A 14,506-nucleotide genomic window follows, 5' to 3' on the forward strand; every position below is an offset into this window, starting at 1 on the left:
CGCCGCCCTCAGACCGGCGGGACGGGCTGGCCCCGCATCGCCTCCCACACCCGGGAGGGGGTCAGCGGCATGTCCGCGTGCCGGATGCCGAACGGCGAGAGCGCGTCGACCACCGCGTTGACGATCGCAGGCGGGGAGCCGACGGTCGCGGACTCGCCCACACCCTTGGCGCCGATCGGGTGGTGCGGGGACGGGGTGACCGTGAACCCCGTTTCCCAGTCGGGCACTTCGAGGGCGGTCGGGATGAGGTAGTCCATCAGGGAGCCGCTGAGGCAGTTGCCGTCCTCGTCGAAGGCGATCATCTCCATCAGCGCCATGCCGACGCCGTCGGTGAGCCCGCCGTGCACCTGGCCCTCGATGATCATCGGGTTGATGCGGGTGCCGCAGTCGTCGACCGCCACGAACCGCCGTACCGTGACCTTCGCGGTGCCCGGATCGATGTCGACCACGCAGATGTAGGCGCCGTGCGGGTAGGTGAGGTTCTCCGGGTTGTAGCAGATCTGCGCCTCCAGGCCGCCCTCGACGCCCTCGGGCAGGTCGCCCGCGCCGTGCGCCCGCATCGCGATGTCCTGGATGGTCACGAAGGCGTCGGGGTCGCCCGCCACCCTGAAGGTGCCCTTCTCCCACTCCAGGTCGGCGACCGAGACCTCCAGCATCCCGGAGGCGATCAGCCGCGCCTTGTCGCGGACCTTGCGGGCGACCAGGGCGGCGGCGGCACCGGAGACCGGGGTGGAGCGGCTGCCGTACGTGCCGAGGCCGAACGGGGTCTGGTCGGTGTCGCCGTGCACGACCTCGATGTCCTGGGGCGGGATGCCGAGTTCCTCGGCGACGATCTGCGCGAACGTCGTCTCGTGGCCCTGCCCCTGGGACTGCACCGACAGCCGTACGACGGCCTTCCCGGTCGGGTGGACCCGCAGTTCGCAGCCGTCGGCCATGCCGAGGCCCAGGATGTCCATGTCCTTGCGGGGTCCGGCGCCGACCGCCTCCGTGTAGAAGGACACGCCGATGCCCATGATCTCGCCGCGGGCCCGCCTCCGCGCCTGCTCTGCGCGCAACTCGTCGTATCCGGCGAGCCGTTTGGCCAGTTCCATGGTCGGGGCGTAGTTCCCGGAGTCGTACACCCAGCCGGTCTTGGTGCGGTAGGGGAACTGCTCGGGCCGGATGAAGTTCCTCATCCGCAGCTCGATCGGGTCCATCCGGAGTTCGGCGGCGAGGCAGTCGACGATCCGCTCGACCAGGTAGACCGCCTCGGTGATGCGGAAGGAGCAGGCGTACGCCACCCCGCCCGGCGCCTTGTTGGTGTAGACGGCCGTCATCTTGCAGTAGGCCGCCTCCAGGTCGTAGCTGCCGGTGAAGACGCCGAAGAAGCCGGCCGGGTACTTCGTGGGCGCGGCGACGCCGTTGAACGCGCCGTGGTCGGCGAGCACATTGGTGCGGACGGCGAGGATCCTGCCCTCGCGGGTGGCCGCGATCTCACCGCGCATGATGTAGTCCCGGGCGAAGCCGGTGCTGATCAGGTTCTCCGCGCGGTCCTCCACCCACTTCACCGGTTTGCCGGTGAGCAGGGAGGCCACGATGGCGCACACGTAGCCGGGGTAGATCGGCACCTTGTTGCCGAAGCCGCCGCCGATGTCCGGGGAGACCACCCGGATCTTGTGCTCGGGCAGTCCGGCGACGATCGCGTACAGGGTGCGGTGGGCGTGCGGGGCCTGGGTGGTGGACCACAGGGTGAGTTTGCCGTCGACCGCGTCGTAGTCGGCGACCGCGCCGCAGGTCTCCATGGGCGCCGGGTGCACCCTCGGGTAGACGATGTCCTGCGAGACGACCACGTCCGCGCGCCGGAACACCTCCTCGGTGGCGGCGGCATCGCCGGTCTCCCAGTCGAAGACGTGGTTGTCGCTCTTGCCCTCCAGGTCGTCGCGGATGACCGGCGCCTCGGGCGAGAGCGCGGTGCGTACGTCGATCACCGGGTCCAGCGGCTCGTACTCGACGTCGATCAGTTCGAGGGCGTCGCGCGCCGCGTACCGGTCCTCGGCGACGACGAAGGCGACCTCCTGGCCCTGGAAGCGGACCTTGTCGGTGGCGAGGACGGCCTGCACGTCGTTCGAGAGGGTCGGCATCCAGGCCAGGCCCTTCTCGGCGAGCATCGCGCCGGTGACCACCAGGCGGACCTTGGGGTGGGCCTCGGCGAGGGCGGTGTCGACGGAGAGGACGCGGGCGTGGGCGAGCGGGGAGCGCAGGATCGCCAGGTGGAGCATGCCGGGCAGCTGGAGGTCGTCCACGTAGCGGCCCCTGCCGCGGACGAAGCGGGGGTCCTCCTTGCGCAGCATCCGGCCGTGGCCGGCCGGCTTCCGGTCGTTGTCGACGAAGGCGGTGCGGTGGCCGTTGGCGGCGACGGCGGTCATGAGGCGCTCCCCGGGGTCGACGCGGCGGACCGGTCGCGGGCGTCGGCCGGTGCGACGGCCCGCTCGGGATCCTCGGCGGTGGTGCGGGTGCCGGCCTGCTCGGCGGCGGCCCAGCGGATCGAGCGGACGATGGTGGCGTAGCCGGTGCAGCGGCAGATCTGGCCCGAGATGGCCTCACGGATCTCCTCGTCGCCGGGGTCCGGGTTCCGGTCGAGCAGGGCGCGGGCGGTCATCATCATGCCGGGGGTGCAGAAGCCGCACTGGAGTCCGTGGCATTCCATGAACCCGCGCTGGACCGGGTCGAGTTCGCCGTCGCGTTCCAGGCCCTCGACGGTCCGTACCTCGTGCCCGCCCGCCATCGCGGCCAGCACCGTACAGGACTTGACGGGTTCGCCGTCCAGCCAGACCACGCAGGTGCCGCAGTTGCTGGTGTCGCAGCCCCAGTGGGTCCCGGTGAGCTGGAGGTGGTCGCGCAGGAAGTGCACCAGCAGCAGCCGGCCCTCGATCTCCCGGGTGACCTCCTCGCCGTTGACGGTCATGGTGACCCGCACGATCACACCTCCTGTCCGTTGATCCGGGCCTCGGCCCGGCGCAGTACGCGCATCGTCAGCTCGCGGGCGAGATGTCGCTTGTACTCGGCGCTGCCGCGCCGGTCGGTGACCGGGGAGCAGGATTCGGCGGCGATGTCGCCGGCCCGCGCCCACAGTTCCTCGGCGGGCGGCCGGCCGCGCAGGGCGCCGGCGATCCCGGGGATGCCGGCGGTGTTCGGACCGACGGCGGCGAGACCGACCCGGGCGTCCGCGATCAGCCCGGACTCGTCCAGCCAGAGCGCCGCGCCCGCCGAGACGACCGCCCAGTCCCCGGCGCGCCGCTCGACCTTCTCATAGGCGCTGGATCCGCGCGGGCGGACCGGGAAGCGGACCTCGGTGAGGATCTCCGCGTCGCCGACGGCGGTCTCGTACGGGCCCTGGTGGAAGTCCTCCATGGGGACCACCCGCTCCCCGTCCGTCCCGCGGATGACACAGGACGCGTCCAGCGTGGTGCAGACCGCCGACAGGTCCTCGGAGGGGTCGGCCTGGCACAGCGAGCCGCCCAGGGTGCCCCGGTTGCGTACGACCGGGTCGGCGATCACCCGTTCGGCGTCGCGGAAGACCGGGAAGGCGGCGGCGAGTTCGTCGGACTCCAGGAGTTCGCGGTGCCGGGTCATCGCGCCGATGCGGATCAGGCCGGGTTCGACCCGGATGTACCCCAGCTCGTCGTGCAGATCATTGATGTCGATCAGGTACTCGAAATTGGCCAGCCTGAGTTTCATCATCGGGATGAGGCTGTGCCCGCCTGCCACCAGCCGGGCGGTGTCGCCGAGCCGGTCCAGGAGCGCGACCGCCTCGTCCACCGTGCCCACCCGCTGGTACTCGAACGGAGCGGGAACCTGCATGCCGCACTCCCCTGTCCCGCCCGGCGGGCAGCCGGGCGTGTCGGGCGCCGTTGTCCAATGATCATTGCGCCTCCGTCCGGACGGGGTGTCAATCGCTGCTTAAGCCTTCGCTTAACTCGCCCGTCGCGCGGAGCGCGCTCATCCGAGCGAGGACTTAAGCTGCCGTTGACATGCGCCGGACGGCATCCGCGCGCTCCGGGGCGCCGCGCGGGTGCGGGCGGCCTCGGCGGCATCGGGAGCGCCGGAAACCGGGGTACGGACCGGCCCGCGGCCTGCGCACCGGCCCGAACGGGTATTCGGTGGATGTGGCGGTGGTGGACTCCGCCGAAGGAGGCACACGGATGCGGGACATCGCGGAGGGCCTCTCCTCCTGGAGTGCGTCGGGCAAGCGATTCGCGGTGGCGACGGTCGTACGGACCTGGAGGTCGGCACCGCGCCAGGCGGGCTCGTCGCTGGCGGTCGCCGACGACGGTGAGGTGATCGGGAGCGTCTCGGGCGGCTGCGTGGAGGGCGCCGTGTACGAGCTGGCGCGCGAGGTCCTGGAGAGCGGCGAACCCGCCCTCGTGACCTACGGCGTCAGCGACGACGACGCGCTGGCGGTCGGTCTGACCTGCGGCGGGATCATCGAGATCCTGGTGCGGCCGGCGGGCGCGGGCCGCTTCCCAGGGCTGCCCGGGGTGCTGGAGGCGATGGGCGCGGGACGGCCGGTGGCGGTGGTGTCGCCGCTGCCGGACGAGCCGGGCGGCGCGGAGCCGGATCCCACGACCGCACCCGCCGGTCAGATGATCGTCACGCCGACCGGTGCGCAGGGCACGCTCGGCGACGCCCGCCTCGACACCTCCGTGGCCGAGCGGGCACAGGGGATGCTGGCGCAGGGCGGTACCGGTGTGGTGCGGGTCGGGCGCGCGGGCGAGGAGCGGCGCGACGACGTGGCCGTGTTCGTGGAGTCCTTCGCGCCGCCGCCGCGGATGCTGGTGTTCGGCGCCATCGACTTCGCCTCCGCGGTGGCCCGGATCGGCAAGTTCCTCGGCTACCACGTCACCGTGTGCGACGCCCGCCCGGTGTTCGCCACCCGCCGCCGATTCCCGGACGCGGACGAACTGGTGGTGGACTGGCCGCACCGGTATCTGGAGTCGACGGAGGTGGACGCGAACACGGTGATCTGCGTCCTCACCCATGACCCGAAGTTCGACGTACCGCTGCTCCGGCGGGCACTGCGCACGCCCGCCCGCTACATCGGGGCGATGGGCAGCCGCCGTACCCACGAGGACCGGCTGCGGCGGCTGCGCGAGGAGGGTGTGAGCGAGGCGGAGCTGTCCCGGCTGTCCGCGCCGATCGGACTCGATCTGGGCGCCCGTACACCGGAGGAGACGGCGGTGGCGATCATGGCGGAGGTCATCGCGCTGCGGTGGGGCGGCACGGGACGGCGGCTGGTGGAGACGACGCCGCTGCCGATCCATCGCTGACCCCGGCTTCCGGCGACGGCCACCGCCATCGCCGCCGGGGCCCGGGGACCGGGGCCGGACGTCCCGGCTCAGCCCGAGAAGAACATCTCGTCCCTGCCGAGACCCGCGAAGACGCCCGAGACACGGCGGGCGATGTCCGCGGCCGTCAGACCGACGCGGGCGAGCACCCGGCCGCGTTCGGCGTGGTCGAGGAACTCGACGGGGACGCCGAAGTCCCGCACGGGGACGTCCACGTCGGCGTCGCGCAGGGCCTGGGCCACGGCCCCGCCGACACCGCCCGCCCGTACCCCGTCCTCGACGGTGACGACGAGCCGGTGCCGGGCGGCGATGCCGGGCAGGGCCGCGTTCACCGGCTTGATCCAGCGCGGGTCGAGGACGGTGGCGCCGATGCCCTGCCCGGCGAGGCGGTCGGCGACCTGAAGGCACATGGGGGCGAGCGCGCCGACGGAGACGACGAGGACGTCGGCCCCCTCCTCGGCGGAGCCCCGGAGCACGTCCATGCCGGCGACGGCGGAGACGGCGGCCACCTCGGGGCCGACGGTGCCCTTGGAGTAGCGCACCACCGTGGGTCCGTCCGCGATCTCCACGGCCTCGCGCAGCTGGGCGCGCAGCGTGCTCGCGTCGCGCGGGGCGGCGATGCGCAGACCCGGGACGACCTGGAGGACGGCCATGTCCCACATGCCGTTGTGGGAGGCGCCGTCGTCGCCGGTGATGCCCGCGCGGTCGAGCATGAAGGTCACGGGGCAGCGGTGCAGGGCCACGTCCATCAGGAGCTGGTCGAAGCAGCGGTTGAGGAAGGTGGCGTAGACGGCGACGACCGGGTGGAGTCCCGCGGTGGCGAGACCCGCCGCGGAGGCGGCGGCGTGCTGTTCGGCGATGCCGACGTCGAAGAAGCGGTCGGGGAAGCGCTCGGCGAAGGGCGCGAGACCGGTGGAGCCCCGCATCGCGGCGGTGATCGCCACGATGTCCTCGCGCTCGGCGCCGAGCCGGACCAGTTCCTCGCCGAAGACGGTGGTCCAGTCCTTGCCTGCGACGGAGACCGGCTTGCCGGTCTCGGGGTCGATCACCTTGACCTGGTGGAAACGCTCGGCGGACTCCTCGGCGAAGCCGTAGCCGCGGCCCTTCTCGGTGATGCAGTGCACGATGACCGGGCCGCCGAACCGCTTCGCGCGGGCCAGCGCCGACTCCAGCGCCTCGGTGTCGTGGCCGTCGATCGGGCCGACGTACTTCAGGCCCAGGTCCTCGAACATGCCCTGCGGGGCGATGAAGTCCTTGAGGCCCTTCTTGGCGCCGTGCAGCGCGTCGTAGACGGAGCGGCCGACGATCGGGGTGCGGTCGAGGACGGCCTTGGTGCGCTCCAGGAACTGCTCGTAGCCGTCCGTGGTGCGCAGGGCGGCGAGGTGGCCGGCCAGACCGCCGATGGTGGGGTTGTACGAGTGGCCGTTGTCGTTGACCACGATGACCAGGGGGAGGGTCTTGTCGGCGGCGATGTTGTTCAGCGCCTCCCAGGTCATGCCGCCGGTGAGCGCGCCGTCCCCGACCACCGCGACGACGGAGCGGTCGCGGCGGCCGGCCAGGCGGTCGGCCTTGGCGATGCCGTCGGCCCAGCTGAGGGCGGCGGAGGCGTGCTGGTTCTCCACGATGTCGTGCGGCGACTCGGCGCGGCTGGGGTATCCGGACAGGCCGCCCTCCTTGCGGAGCCGGGAGAAGTCCTGGCGGCCGGTCAGCACCTTGTGCACATAGGTCTGGTGGCCGACGTCGAAGACGATGCGGTCCTTCGGGGACTCGAAGACCCGGTGCAGCGCGATGGTCAGTTCGACGACGCCCAGGTTCGGTCCGAGGTGCCCGCCCGTGCGGGAGACGGCGTCGACGAGGAACTCGCGGATCTCCCCGGCCAGCGCGCCGAGTTCACCGGCGTCGAGCTTCTTCAGGTCCTGCGGACCGTGGATCGTCTCCAGAACGCCCATGCGTCATTCTCCTTCGGCGCCGCGGACAGGGAACGCGAAGGCGACAGGGTATCAATTCATCCCTGTTTGGGCGGTAGGCCCGGCGCGGGCGGGACCAGGGAACAAGTAGTGGAATATTGAACTACCAGGGGTCGTTGTGCCCGCCGAAGGAGGTCACAAGTGGAGACCACGTACTACGACCACGGCACCCCGGCCGAGCGCTGGGAGCGTGCCCAGGCGTTCTTCGCGGCCAAGGACTACGCGGGGGCGGCGCGCGTGCTGGCCGCCCTGGTGGAGGAGGTGCCGGAGCAGACCGGGCCCCGGCTGCTGCTGGCCCGTGCGTACTACCACTCCGCGCAGCTGCGGCGGGCCGAGGACCAGTTGCGGGTGATCGTGGAGCGCGACCCGGTGGAGCACTACGCCCGGCTGATGCTGGGCCGCACGCTCGAACGGCAGGCGCGGCACGAGGAGGCGGAGCGGCACCTGAGGATCGCCTCCGCGCTCGCGGGCGAGCTCCCGCGGGGCCGGGGCGGCGTCTCACGGCACTGAGGCGGCTCCCCGCGACGCCGGGGCGGACGCCCGCACCGCCGGGTCGACGGACCGCGCGCGCCTCGTGCCCGGGTGGGCCCCCTCGCGTCCTGGCCCCATGGCATCCTGGCGCGATGGCACCCGAGAGTGATCACGCGCCGCTCGCCGAACGGGTCGAGGAACTCCTCGCCGCCGGCGGCCCCCTGCCCATCGTCGCCGCCGGCCGGCCGGTGCTGCGCCGCCCCGCCGAGGCGTACGACGGCTCGCTCGGCCCCGCACTGCTGGCCCGCTTCGTCGAGGCGCTGCGCCTGACCATGCGCGCCGCCCCCGGCGTGGGCCTCGCCGCGCCCCAGGTGGGCGTGGAACTGCGGATCGCGGTGCTGGAGGACCCGGCGCCGGTGCCGGAGGACATCGCCACGATCCGGGGTCGGCGCCCGCAGCCCTTCCGGGTGCTGGTCAACCCCGTGTACGAGCCCGTGGGCACGGCCCGTGCGGCGTTCTTCGAGGGCTGCCTCAGCGTGCCCGGCTGGCAGGCGGTGGTGGCCCGGCACGCCGAGGTGCGGCTGCGCGCCGAGGACGAGCGGGGGCGCCCGGTGGACGAGGTGTTCACCGGCTGGCCCGCCCGGATCGTGCAGCACGAGACGGACCACCTCGACGGCACGCTCTACCTCGACCGTGCCGAGCCGCGCTCCCTGTCCACCAACGAGGCCGTCGCCGCCCTGTGGTCCCAGCCGACCCCGGCCGCGGCGGCCGCCGCCCTCGGCTTCGAACTGCCCTGATCCTCCCGCGCGCCGGCGTCCCGGGGCCGCTCGTCCCGCGCCCCTTCCCGGCGCCCGCCTCCGGGGACCGCGCCCGCGTCGCGCGGTCCCGGAGGGCGAACACGCTTACCGGAAACCTCAGTTGTCCCGGTACGCCTCCATGAGCCGCAGCCAGACCTCGCTCAGGGTCGGGTAGGAGGGGACCACGTGCCACAGGCGGCTGATCGGGACGCGGCCCGCCACGGCGACCGTGGCCGCGTGGACGAGTTCACCGACGCCGGGGCCGACGAAGGTGACGCCCCGCAGGATCTCGTCCTCCAGGTCCACGACCATACGGGCGCGCCCCTTGTAGCCGTCGCCGTACAGGGCCGCCCCGGCGACGGAGGAGAACTCGACGTCGACCGCGCGGACCCGGTGGCCGGCCTCCTCCGCCTCGGCGAGGGAGAGGCCGACCGCGGCGGCCTCGGGGTCGGTGAACACCACCTGCGGTACGGCCTCGTGGTCGGCGGTGGCCGCGTGCGGTCCCCAGGGACCGTCGAGCAGCGGGGTCCCGGCCGCGCGGGCACCGATGGCGGCACCGGCGACACGGGCCTGGTACTTGCCCTGGTGGGTGAGGAGCGCACGGTGGTTGACGTCACCGGCGGCGTACAGCCAGTCGGTCCCGGTGACCCGCAGGGTGTCGTCGACCTCCAGCCAGGAACCGGGCTCCAGCCCGACCGTGTCGAGACCGATGTCATCGGTCTGGGGGACGCGGCCGGTGGCGAAGAGGATCTCGTCCGCCTCGAACCTCTCACCCGTACGGGTGAGGGCCACCACGGTGCCGTCCTCCCGGGCGACGGACGTGACGGACACGCCCGTACGCACGTCCACGCCGGCCTCGGTGAGTGCCTCGGCGACCAGTTCCCCCGCGAACGGCTCCATCCGGCCGAGCAGGCCCTTGCCGCGCACCAGCAGGGTCACCCGGGAGCCGAGCGCCGCCCAGGCGGTGGCCATCTCGGTGGCGACGACGCCGCCGCCGACGACGAGCAGCCGGCCGGGGACCGTGTCCGCGCTGGTGGCCTCCCGGCTGGTCCACGGCCGCACCTCGGCGAGTCCGGGCAGGTCGGGCAGCTGGGCACGGGTGCCGGTGCAGACCACGACGGCATGCCGGGCGGTGAGCGTGGTGACACCGCCGTCGGACACGGTGACGGTGACCGTGCGCGGGCCCGCCAGGCGCCCGTGGCCCCGGTAGAGGTCGGCGCCGATGCCCTCCACCCAGTCGGCCTGCCCGTCGTCCTGCCAGTGGGAGGTGAAGTTGTCGCGGCGTTCCAGTACGGCCGGGGCGTCGAGGGGGCCCTGTACCGCCGCGGCGAGGCCGGGCAGCCGGCGGGCGTCGGCCTGGGCGATGACCGGCCTGAGCAGCGCCTTGCTGGGCATGCATGCCCAGTAGGAGCACTCGCCGCCGACCAGTTCGTTCTCCACGATCGCGGTGGTGAGGCCGGCCGCGCGGGTGCGGTCGGCGACGTTCTCCCCCACGGGCCCGGCCCCGAGCACCACGACGTCGTACGCGATGGTTTCCGATTCCGTCGTTTCCGTCATGGGATCATTCTGGTGGGTGGTGTGCCCTGGGGCCACATGGGTACGAGCGCGCCCACAGGCTCCCGGGTGCGCGAGAAGCTCCCAGGTGGGCGAGAGGCTCCCGGGGTGCGCGTGCGCGGTGCCCGCACCGGCGTGGACACTGCCCGGAATAGGCGGCCCACCGGCCGCGTTTCCGCCCTCGGCACAGCCCCGGACCAGGAAGAGGGAACCAGGCCATGAGCAGCACAGTGGAACTGACCAAGGACAACTTCGACCAGACGGTCACGGACAATGACTTCGTGCTCATCGACTTCTGGGCGTCCTGGTGCGGTCCGTGCCGGCAGTTCGCCCCGGTGTACGAGAAGGCCGCCCAGGACAACCCGGACCTGGTGTTCGGCAAGGTGGACACCGAGGCCCAGCCGGAGCTGGCGCAGGCCTTCGGCATCCAGTCGATCCCGACGCTGATGATCGTGCGGGACCGGGTGGCCGTGTTCGCCCAGCCGGGTGCGCTGCCCGAGGCGGCCCTCACGGACGTCATCGGCCAGGCCCGCGGGCTGGACATGGACGAGGTCCGCAGGAGCATCGCCGCCCAGGAGGGCCAGGCGCGGTAGCCGTCCCTGAGCGGCCGGGTTCAGGTGGACTCGCGTCGTACGACCGAGGCGCCCAGCACCCGGTGCACCTCCGGTTCGCCTCCCGCGTCGCGCACCGCGCGGTCGACCAGGGCGGCGAGCTCGCGGCCCGAGGGCAGTTCGATGCGTACGCTGCTCAGCCGGGGCCGCAGCAGCCGGCCCAGCATCAGATCGTCGGCGCCGATCACGGCCAGGTCCTCGGGGATGCGCCGTCCGGCGTCCTGGAGGGCGCGCATCAGCAGCATGGCGTACTCGTCGTTGTAGGCGAAGACCCCGTCCAGCTCGGGTAGGTCCGCGGCGAGTTCGGCGGCGGCCCGCTCCGTGTAGGCGAGCGGCACGCCGACGACGCTCGCCCCGGTGCCGCGCAGGGCCCGCCGGGCGCCGGCCAGCCGGGGCCGCGAACAGACCCCCAGGCCGGGCTCTTCGGGCACGACGACCCCGATCCGGCGCCTGCCGCGCTCGTACAGGTGGGCGGCCGCGCACCGGCCCACGGCCTCGTGGTCCATCAGCAGGGCGTGCGCGCCCTCCACGCGTTCGGGACCGAGGGTGACGACCGCGCGGGCGCCGGAGCGCTTGAGGACGGCCACGCCCCGCGGCCCGATCCCGGTGCCGGGCACCAGGACGGCGACGGGCCGCAGCTCGGCCCAGGCGCGGGCGGCTTCGTCGCCCTGGAGACCGACGGAGCCGTACTGCACGACCGTGTAGTCGAGGCGGCCCAGGGCGCCCTGGAACTCGTCGAGGAACGCGCCGTAGAGGGGGCCGACGGGGAGTGCCGGGGCGGGCATGAGGACCATGCGGCTGCGTCCCGCGCGCAGGCTGCGGGCGGCCGCGTGGGGGACGTACCCCAGTTCCCGCGCGGCCTCGTGGACCCGCCGTCGCGTGGGTTCGCTGATCCGCACGGCGTCGGTGTTGTTGAGGACGTAGGACACGGTCGCCCGCGAGACGCCGGCCAGGCGGGCCACATCGGCACTCGTGGGAGTGTTCGGTATCTGCACCATGACAGACCGCATCCTGGCAGAGCGGGCCGGGGGTGCGGCGGGCGGGGGAACGTGGTTCGCCTTTGGACGAACTCCGTTACGGAGCAAGGCCGTTCGGGCCACCCGCACAGAGCCGTCCGGCCCCTTGTCACGCGGGCCGCTGAGTGCGCGTCACCCGCGCGACCAGGTCCACCCAGGCCGCCTCCAGACGCGCCATGGGCATCCCGCGCTGCCGGGTCAGATGGTGGATGAGCGCCGGGTCGAGGGAGGCCAGCAGGGTGTGGGCCAGCAGTTCGCAGTCCGCGTCCGGCACGATCTGGCGCAGCAGCATGGTGACGTGGGTGCGCAGTGCCTGCGTCGCGGGGTGGGAGAAACGGCGGCACGCCTCGGGCTGGGCGGCGAGCTGCAGCTCCAGCTGCTCGGCCGAGCGGTAGAGCACCGCGACGCCGAACGCCCGCAGCCGCTCCAGGGGCGGCGCGCCGGGGCCGAGCGGCGGGGGCCCGCCAAGGAAGTCGGCCTGGAGCCGCCGGCCCGAGTGGTCGAGCAGGGCCATGAGCAGTCCGGTGCGGTCGCCGAAGCGCCGGAAGACCGTGCCCTTGCCGACCCGGGCCGCCGAGGCGACGGCCTCCATGGTGACGCCGGCCACACCGTGCTCCGCGATCAGCCGGGCGGCGGCCTCCAGCAGCCGGGCCCGGTTGCGGGCCGCGTCGGCACGCAGACAGGGCTCCTCGGGGGCCGTGCCGAGCTCCAGCAGGGGTGGCGCGTCGGAGGGCTCCTGCGGCATCGGGAAGGGCTGCGGCGCGCTGGACATGAAGACAGCGTAAAGCACCGGGAACAGAACTGGACCCCGGTCCGGTTATGGTGGTAGAAATTTAAACGGACCTTGGTCCGGATCGTAACGGCGATGTTTTCAGCCCCTGGAGATTTCCCATGTCTGTTCGTATCCTCGCGCTCGTCGGCAGCCTGCGTGCCGGTTCGCACAACCGTCAGCTGGCCGAGGCGGCCGCCAAGCTCGCCCCCGAGGGCGCCGAGGTCGTGCTCTTCGAGGGCCTGGCCGACGTCCCCTTCTACAACGAGGACATCGACGTCGAGGGCGACGTCCCGGCCGCCGCCGCGGCCCTGCGTGCGGCCGCTCAGGGCGCCGACGCGTTCCTGCTGTTCTCGCCCGAGTACAACGGCACCATGCCGGCCGTGCTGAAGAACGCCATCGACTGGCTGTCCCGCCCCTACGGCGCCGGCGCCTTCGGCGGCAAGCCCGTCGCCGTGATCGGCACCGCCTTCGGCCAGTTCGGCGGCGTGTGGGCGCAGGACGACACCCGCAAGTCGGTCGGCATCGCCGGCGGCAAGGTGATCGAGGACATCAAGCTCTCGATCCCCGGCTCCATGACCCGCTTCGCGCAGACCCACCCGGTCGACGACGCCGAGGTCGCCGCCCAGCTGACCGAGGTCGTGGCGCGCCTGCACGGCACGGCCGCCGAGATCACGGCCGCCTGAGCCCCGTCCGAACCGCCCGTAGGGGCCGGAGCCGAGCGGCCTCCGGCCCCTACGGGTCTTTCCCGCGCTCCTACGGGCCCTCCCGGAACCCCTGGGGGTTTTCCCGGACCCTCGCGGGTTTCCCCGGACCCTCCTGCCGGTCCGTTGCGGCAGCCGGGGGTACGACCCCGCGCCGCGCTCGACTTCCGGGGCCGGTCAGGGGTATGCGGACGATGGCCGTACGGCCGTGATCGCGTCAGCCGCCCGAGGAGGAAGCCGTGCCCCTGGTCCCGCCCCCGTTCGACCCGGAACTGGCCGCGTGCCTGGAGTCGCTCGGGGACGCCGCCGCGCCCGGGTTCTGCCTGGAGGACCTCGGCGCCGCCCGGCGGGTCACCTGTCTGGCGTCGCCGGACCTCACCCTCGGCGGCGCCTTCGAGGTGAGCGAGCACGCGGTACCCGGACCGCCGGGCGCCCCCGGGGTCCCGCTGCTGGTCTGCCGCCCGAGCGGTACGACGGCCCCGCTGCCGGTGATCTACCACGTGCACGGCGGCGGCATGATGGCAGGCACCGACCGGGCCGGGGTGGAGGTGCCGCTGGACTGGGCGCGGGAACTGGGCGCGGTGGTGGTGTCGGTCGACTACCGGCTCGCCCCCGAGCACCCGCACCCGGCACCGGTCGAGGACGTGTACGCGGGCCTCGTCTGGACCGCCGCGCACACGGCACGGATCGGCGGCGCCCCGCGGCGGATCGTCGTCGCGGGCGCCAGCGCGGGCGGCGGGCTCGCGGCGGCCGCGGCACTGCTCGCCCGGGACCGGCAAGGGCCCTCCCTGCTCGGCCAGTTGCTGCTGAGCCCGATGCTGGACGACCGCAACGACACCGTCTCCGGCAAGCAGATGACCGGCCGCGGCCTGTGGGACCGCACCGCCAACGAGACGGCCTGGACGGCCCTGCTGGGCGCGCGCAGGGGCGGCCCGGACGTCTCCCCCTACGCGGCCCCGGCACGCGCCGCCGACCTGTCCGGTCTGCCGCCCGCCTACCTCGACGTCGGCTCGGCGGAGACCTTCCGGGACGAGACCGTCGCCCACGCGTCCCGCCTCTGGGCGGCCGGCGGCCGCGCCGAACTCCACGTCTGGCCGGGCGCGTTCCACGGCTTCGACACCCTCGCCCCCGAGGCGGCCCTGTCCCGGGCGGCGCGCGCCGCCCGGCTCGGCTGGCTGCGGCGGCTGTTGGCGCGGTGAGGCACGTTCCCGGCGGGAAACCCCTCCCCGGCCAGGGCTGTTGACGTTACCGTTCGGTAGACCCCGTGTCCGGAGCCTCCCGGAGGTACTCGCC

At 73.4% G+C, this 14,506-nt stretch carries 13 protein-coding genes; 6 read left to right on the plus strand and 7 right to left on the minus strand.

Annotated features, from left to right (window positions below; translation table 11 throughout):
- Window positions 1–8: 8 nt before the first annotated feature.
- The 3 genes from VT52_RS30970 to VT52_RS30980 are packed head-to-tail and all read right to left on the minus strand — an operon-like array spanning window position 9 to window position 3,840.
- Window positions 9–2,405 (minus strand): aerobic carbon-monoxide dehydrogenase large subunit, encoded by a 2,397-nt coding sequence (locus VT52_RS30970; RefSeq protein WP_046424774.1) that lies wholly within the window; start codon window positions 2,403–2,405, stop codon window positions 9–11.
- Window positions 2,402–2,956 carry a (2Fe-2S)-binding protein gene (locus VT52_RS30975; protein ID WP_046424826.1) on the minus strand — a complete coding sequence of 185 codons (555 nt, stop codon included), beginning with the start codon at window positions 2,954–2,956 and terminating at the stop codon, window positions 2,402–2,404. Before VT52_RS30975 ends, VT52_RS30970 begins: the two co-directional genes overlap by 4 nt.
- A 2-nt stretch (window positions 2,957–2,958) precedes the next feature.
- Window positions 2,959–3,840 carry an FAD binding domain-containing protein gene (locus VT52_RS30980; RefSeq protein WP_046424773.1) on the minus strand — a complete coding sequence of 294 codons (882 nt, stop codon included), beginning with the start codon at window positions 3,838–3,840 and terminating at the stop codon, window positions 2,959–2,961.
- A gap of 341 nt (window positions 3,841–4,181) precedes the next feature.
- Here VT52_RS30980 and VT52_RS30985 point away from each other — a divergent pair, with 341 nt between their 5' ends.
- The gene (locus tag VT52_RS30985; RefSeq protein WP_046424771.1) at window positions 4,182–5,306 is read left to right on the plus strand and encodes an XdhC family protein; all 1,125 of its coding nucleotides are present in this window, start codon (window positions 4,182–4,184) and stop codon (window positions 5,304–5,306) included.
- 68 nt (window positions 5,307–5,374) lie between these two features.
- Here VT52_RS30985 and dxs read toward each other — a convergent pair whose 3' ends face one another.
- A complete protein-coding gene (gene dxs, locus VT52_RS30990) occupies window positions 5,375–7,273 on the minus strand; it encodes a 1-deoxy-D-xylulose-5-phosphate synthase (protein ID WP_046424769.1) in 1,899 nt (632 codons plus the stop codon).
- A 159-nt stretch (window positions 7,274–7,432) separates the two neighbouring features.
- Between dxs and VT52_RS30995 the strand changes: the two genes are divergently transcribed.
- Both VT52_RS30995 and VT52_RS31000 read left to right on the plus strand, forming a co-directional pair.
- A complete protein-coding gene (locus VT52_RS30995; protein WP_046424768.1) occupies window positions 7,433–7,801 on the plus strand; it encodes a tetratricopeptide repeat protein in 369 nt (122 codons plus the stop codon).
- A gap of 113 nt (window positions 7,802–7,914) precedes the next feature.
- The gene (locus tag VT52_RS31000; RefSeq protein ID WP_046424766.1) at window positions 7,915–8,559 is read left to right on the plus strand and encodes a peptide deformylase; all 645 of its coding nucleotides are present in this window, start codon (window positions 7,915–7,917) and stop codon (window positions 8,557–8,559) included.
- A gap of 117 nt (window positions 8,560–8,676) precedes the next feature.
- Here VT52_RS31000 and VT52_RS31005 read toward each other — a convergent pair whose 3' ends face one another.
- Window positions 8,677–10,116, minus strand: coding sequence for a dihydrolipoyl dehydrogenase family protein (locus VT52_RS31005; protein ID WP_046424765.1), 1,440 nt, complete (start codon window positions 10,114–10,116; stop codon window positions 8,677–8,679).
- A 215-nt stretch (window positions 10,117–10,331) separates the two neighbouring features.
- Here VT52_RS31005 and trxA point away from each other — a divergent pair, with 215 nt between their 5' ends.
- A complete protein-coding gene (gene trxA, locus VT52_RS31010; RefSeq protein ID WP_046424762.1) occupies window positions 10,332–10,706 on the plus strand; it encodes a thioredoxin in 375 nt (124 codons plus the stop codon).
- A 20-nt stretch (window positions 10,707–10,726) separates the two neighbouring features.
- Here trxA and VT52_RS31015 read toward each other — a convergent pair whose 3' ends face one another.
- Both VT52_RS31015 and VT52_RS31020 read right to left on the minus strand, forming a co-directional pair.
- The gene (locus tag VT52_RS31015; protein WP_206306651.1) at window positions 10,727–11,734 is read right to left on the minus strand and encodes a LacI family DNA-binding transcriptional regulator; all 1,008 of its coding nucleotides are present in this window, start codon (window positions 11,732–11,734) and stop codon (window positions 10,727–10,729) included.
- Window positions 11,735–11,849: 115 nt separating this feature from the next.
- Window positions 11,850–12,530, minus strand: coding sequence for a TetR/AcrR family transcriptional regulator (locus tag VT52_RS31020; protein ID WP_206306652.1), 681 nt, complete (start codon window positions 12,528–12,530; stop codon window positions 11,850–11,852).
- A gap of 101 nt (window positions 12,531–12,631) precedes the next feature.
- On the opposite strand from VT52_RS31020, the gene VT52_RS31025 reads away from it, so the two are divergent.
- Both VT52_RS31025 and VT52_RS31030 read left to right on the plus strand, forming a co-directional pair.
- Window positions 12,632–13,195, plus strand: coding sequence for an NAD(P)H-dependent oxidoreductase (locus tag VT52_RS31025; protein WP_046424757.1), 564 nt, complete (start codon window positions 12,632–12,634; stop codon window positions 13,193–13,195).
- A 257-nt stretch (window positions 13,196–13,452) separates the two neighbouring features.
- Window positions 13,453–14,412, plus strand: a complete 960-nt coding sequence (locus tag VT52_RS31030) for an alpha/beta hydrolase (RefSeq protein WP_046424755.1) — start codon at window positions 13,453–13,455, stop codon at window positions 14,410–14,412.
- Window positions 14,413–14,506: the final 94 nt, after the last annotated feature.

It is taken from the genome of Streptomyces malaysiense (assembly GCF_000980885.2).
Lineage (GTDB): Bacteria > Actinomycetota > Actinomycetes > Streptomycetales > Streptomycetaceae > Streptomyces > Streptomyces malaysiense.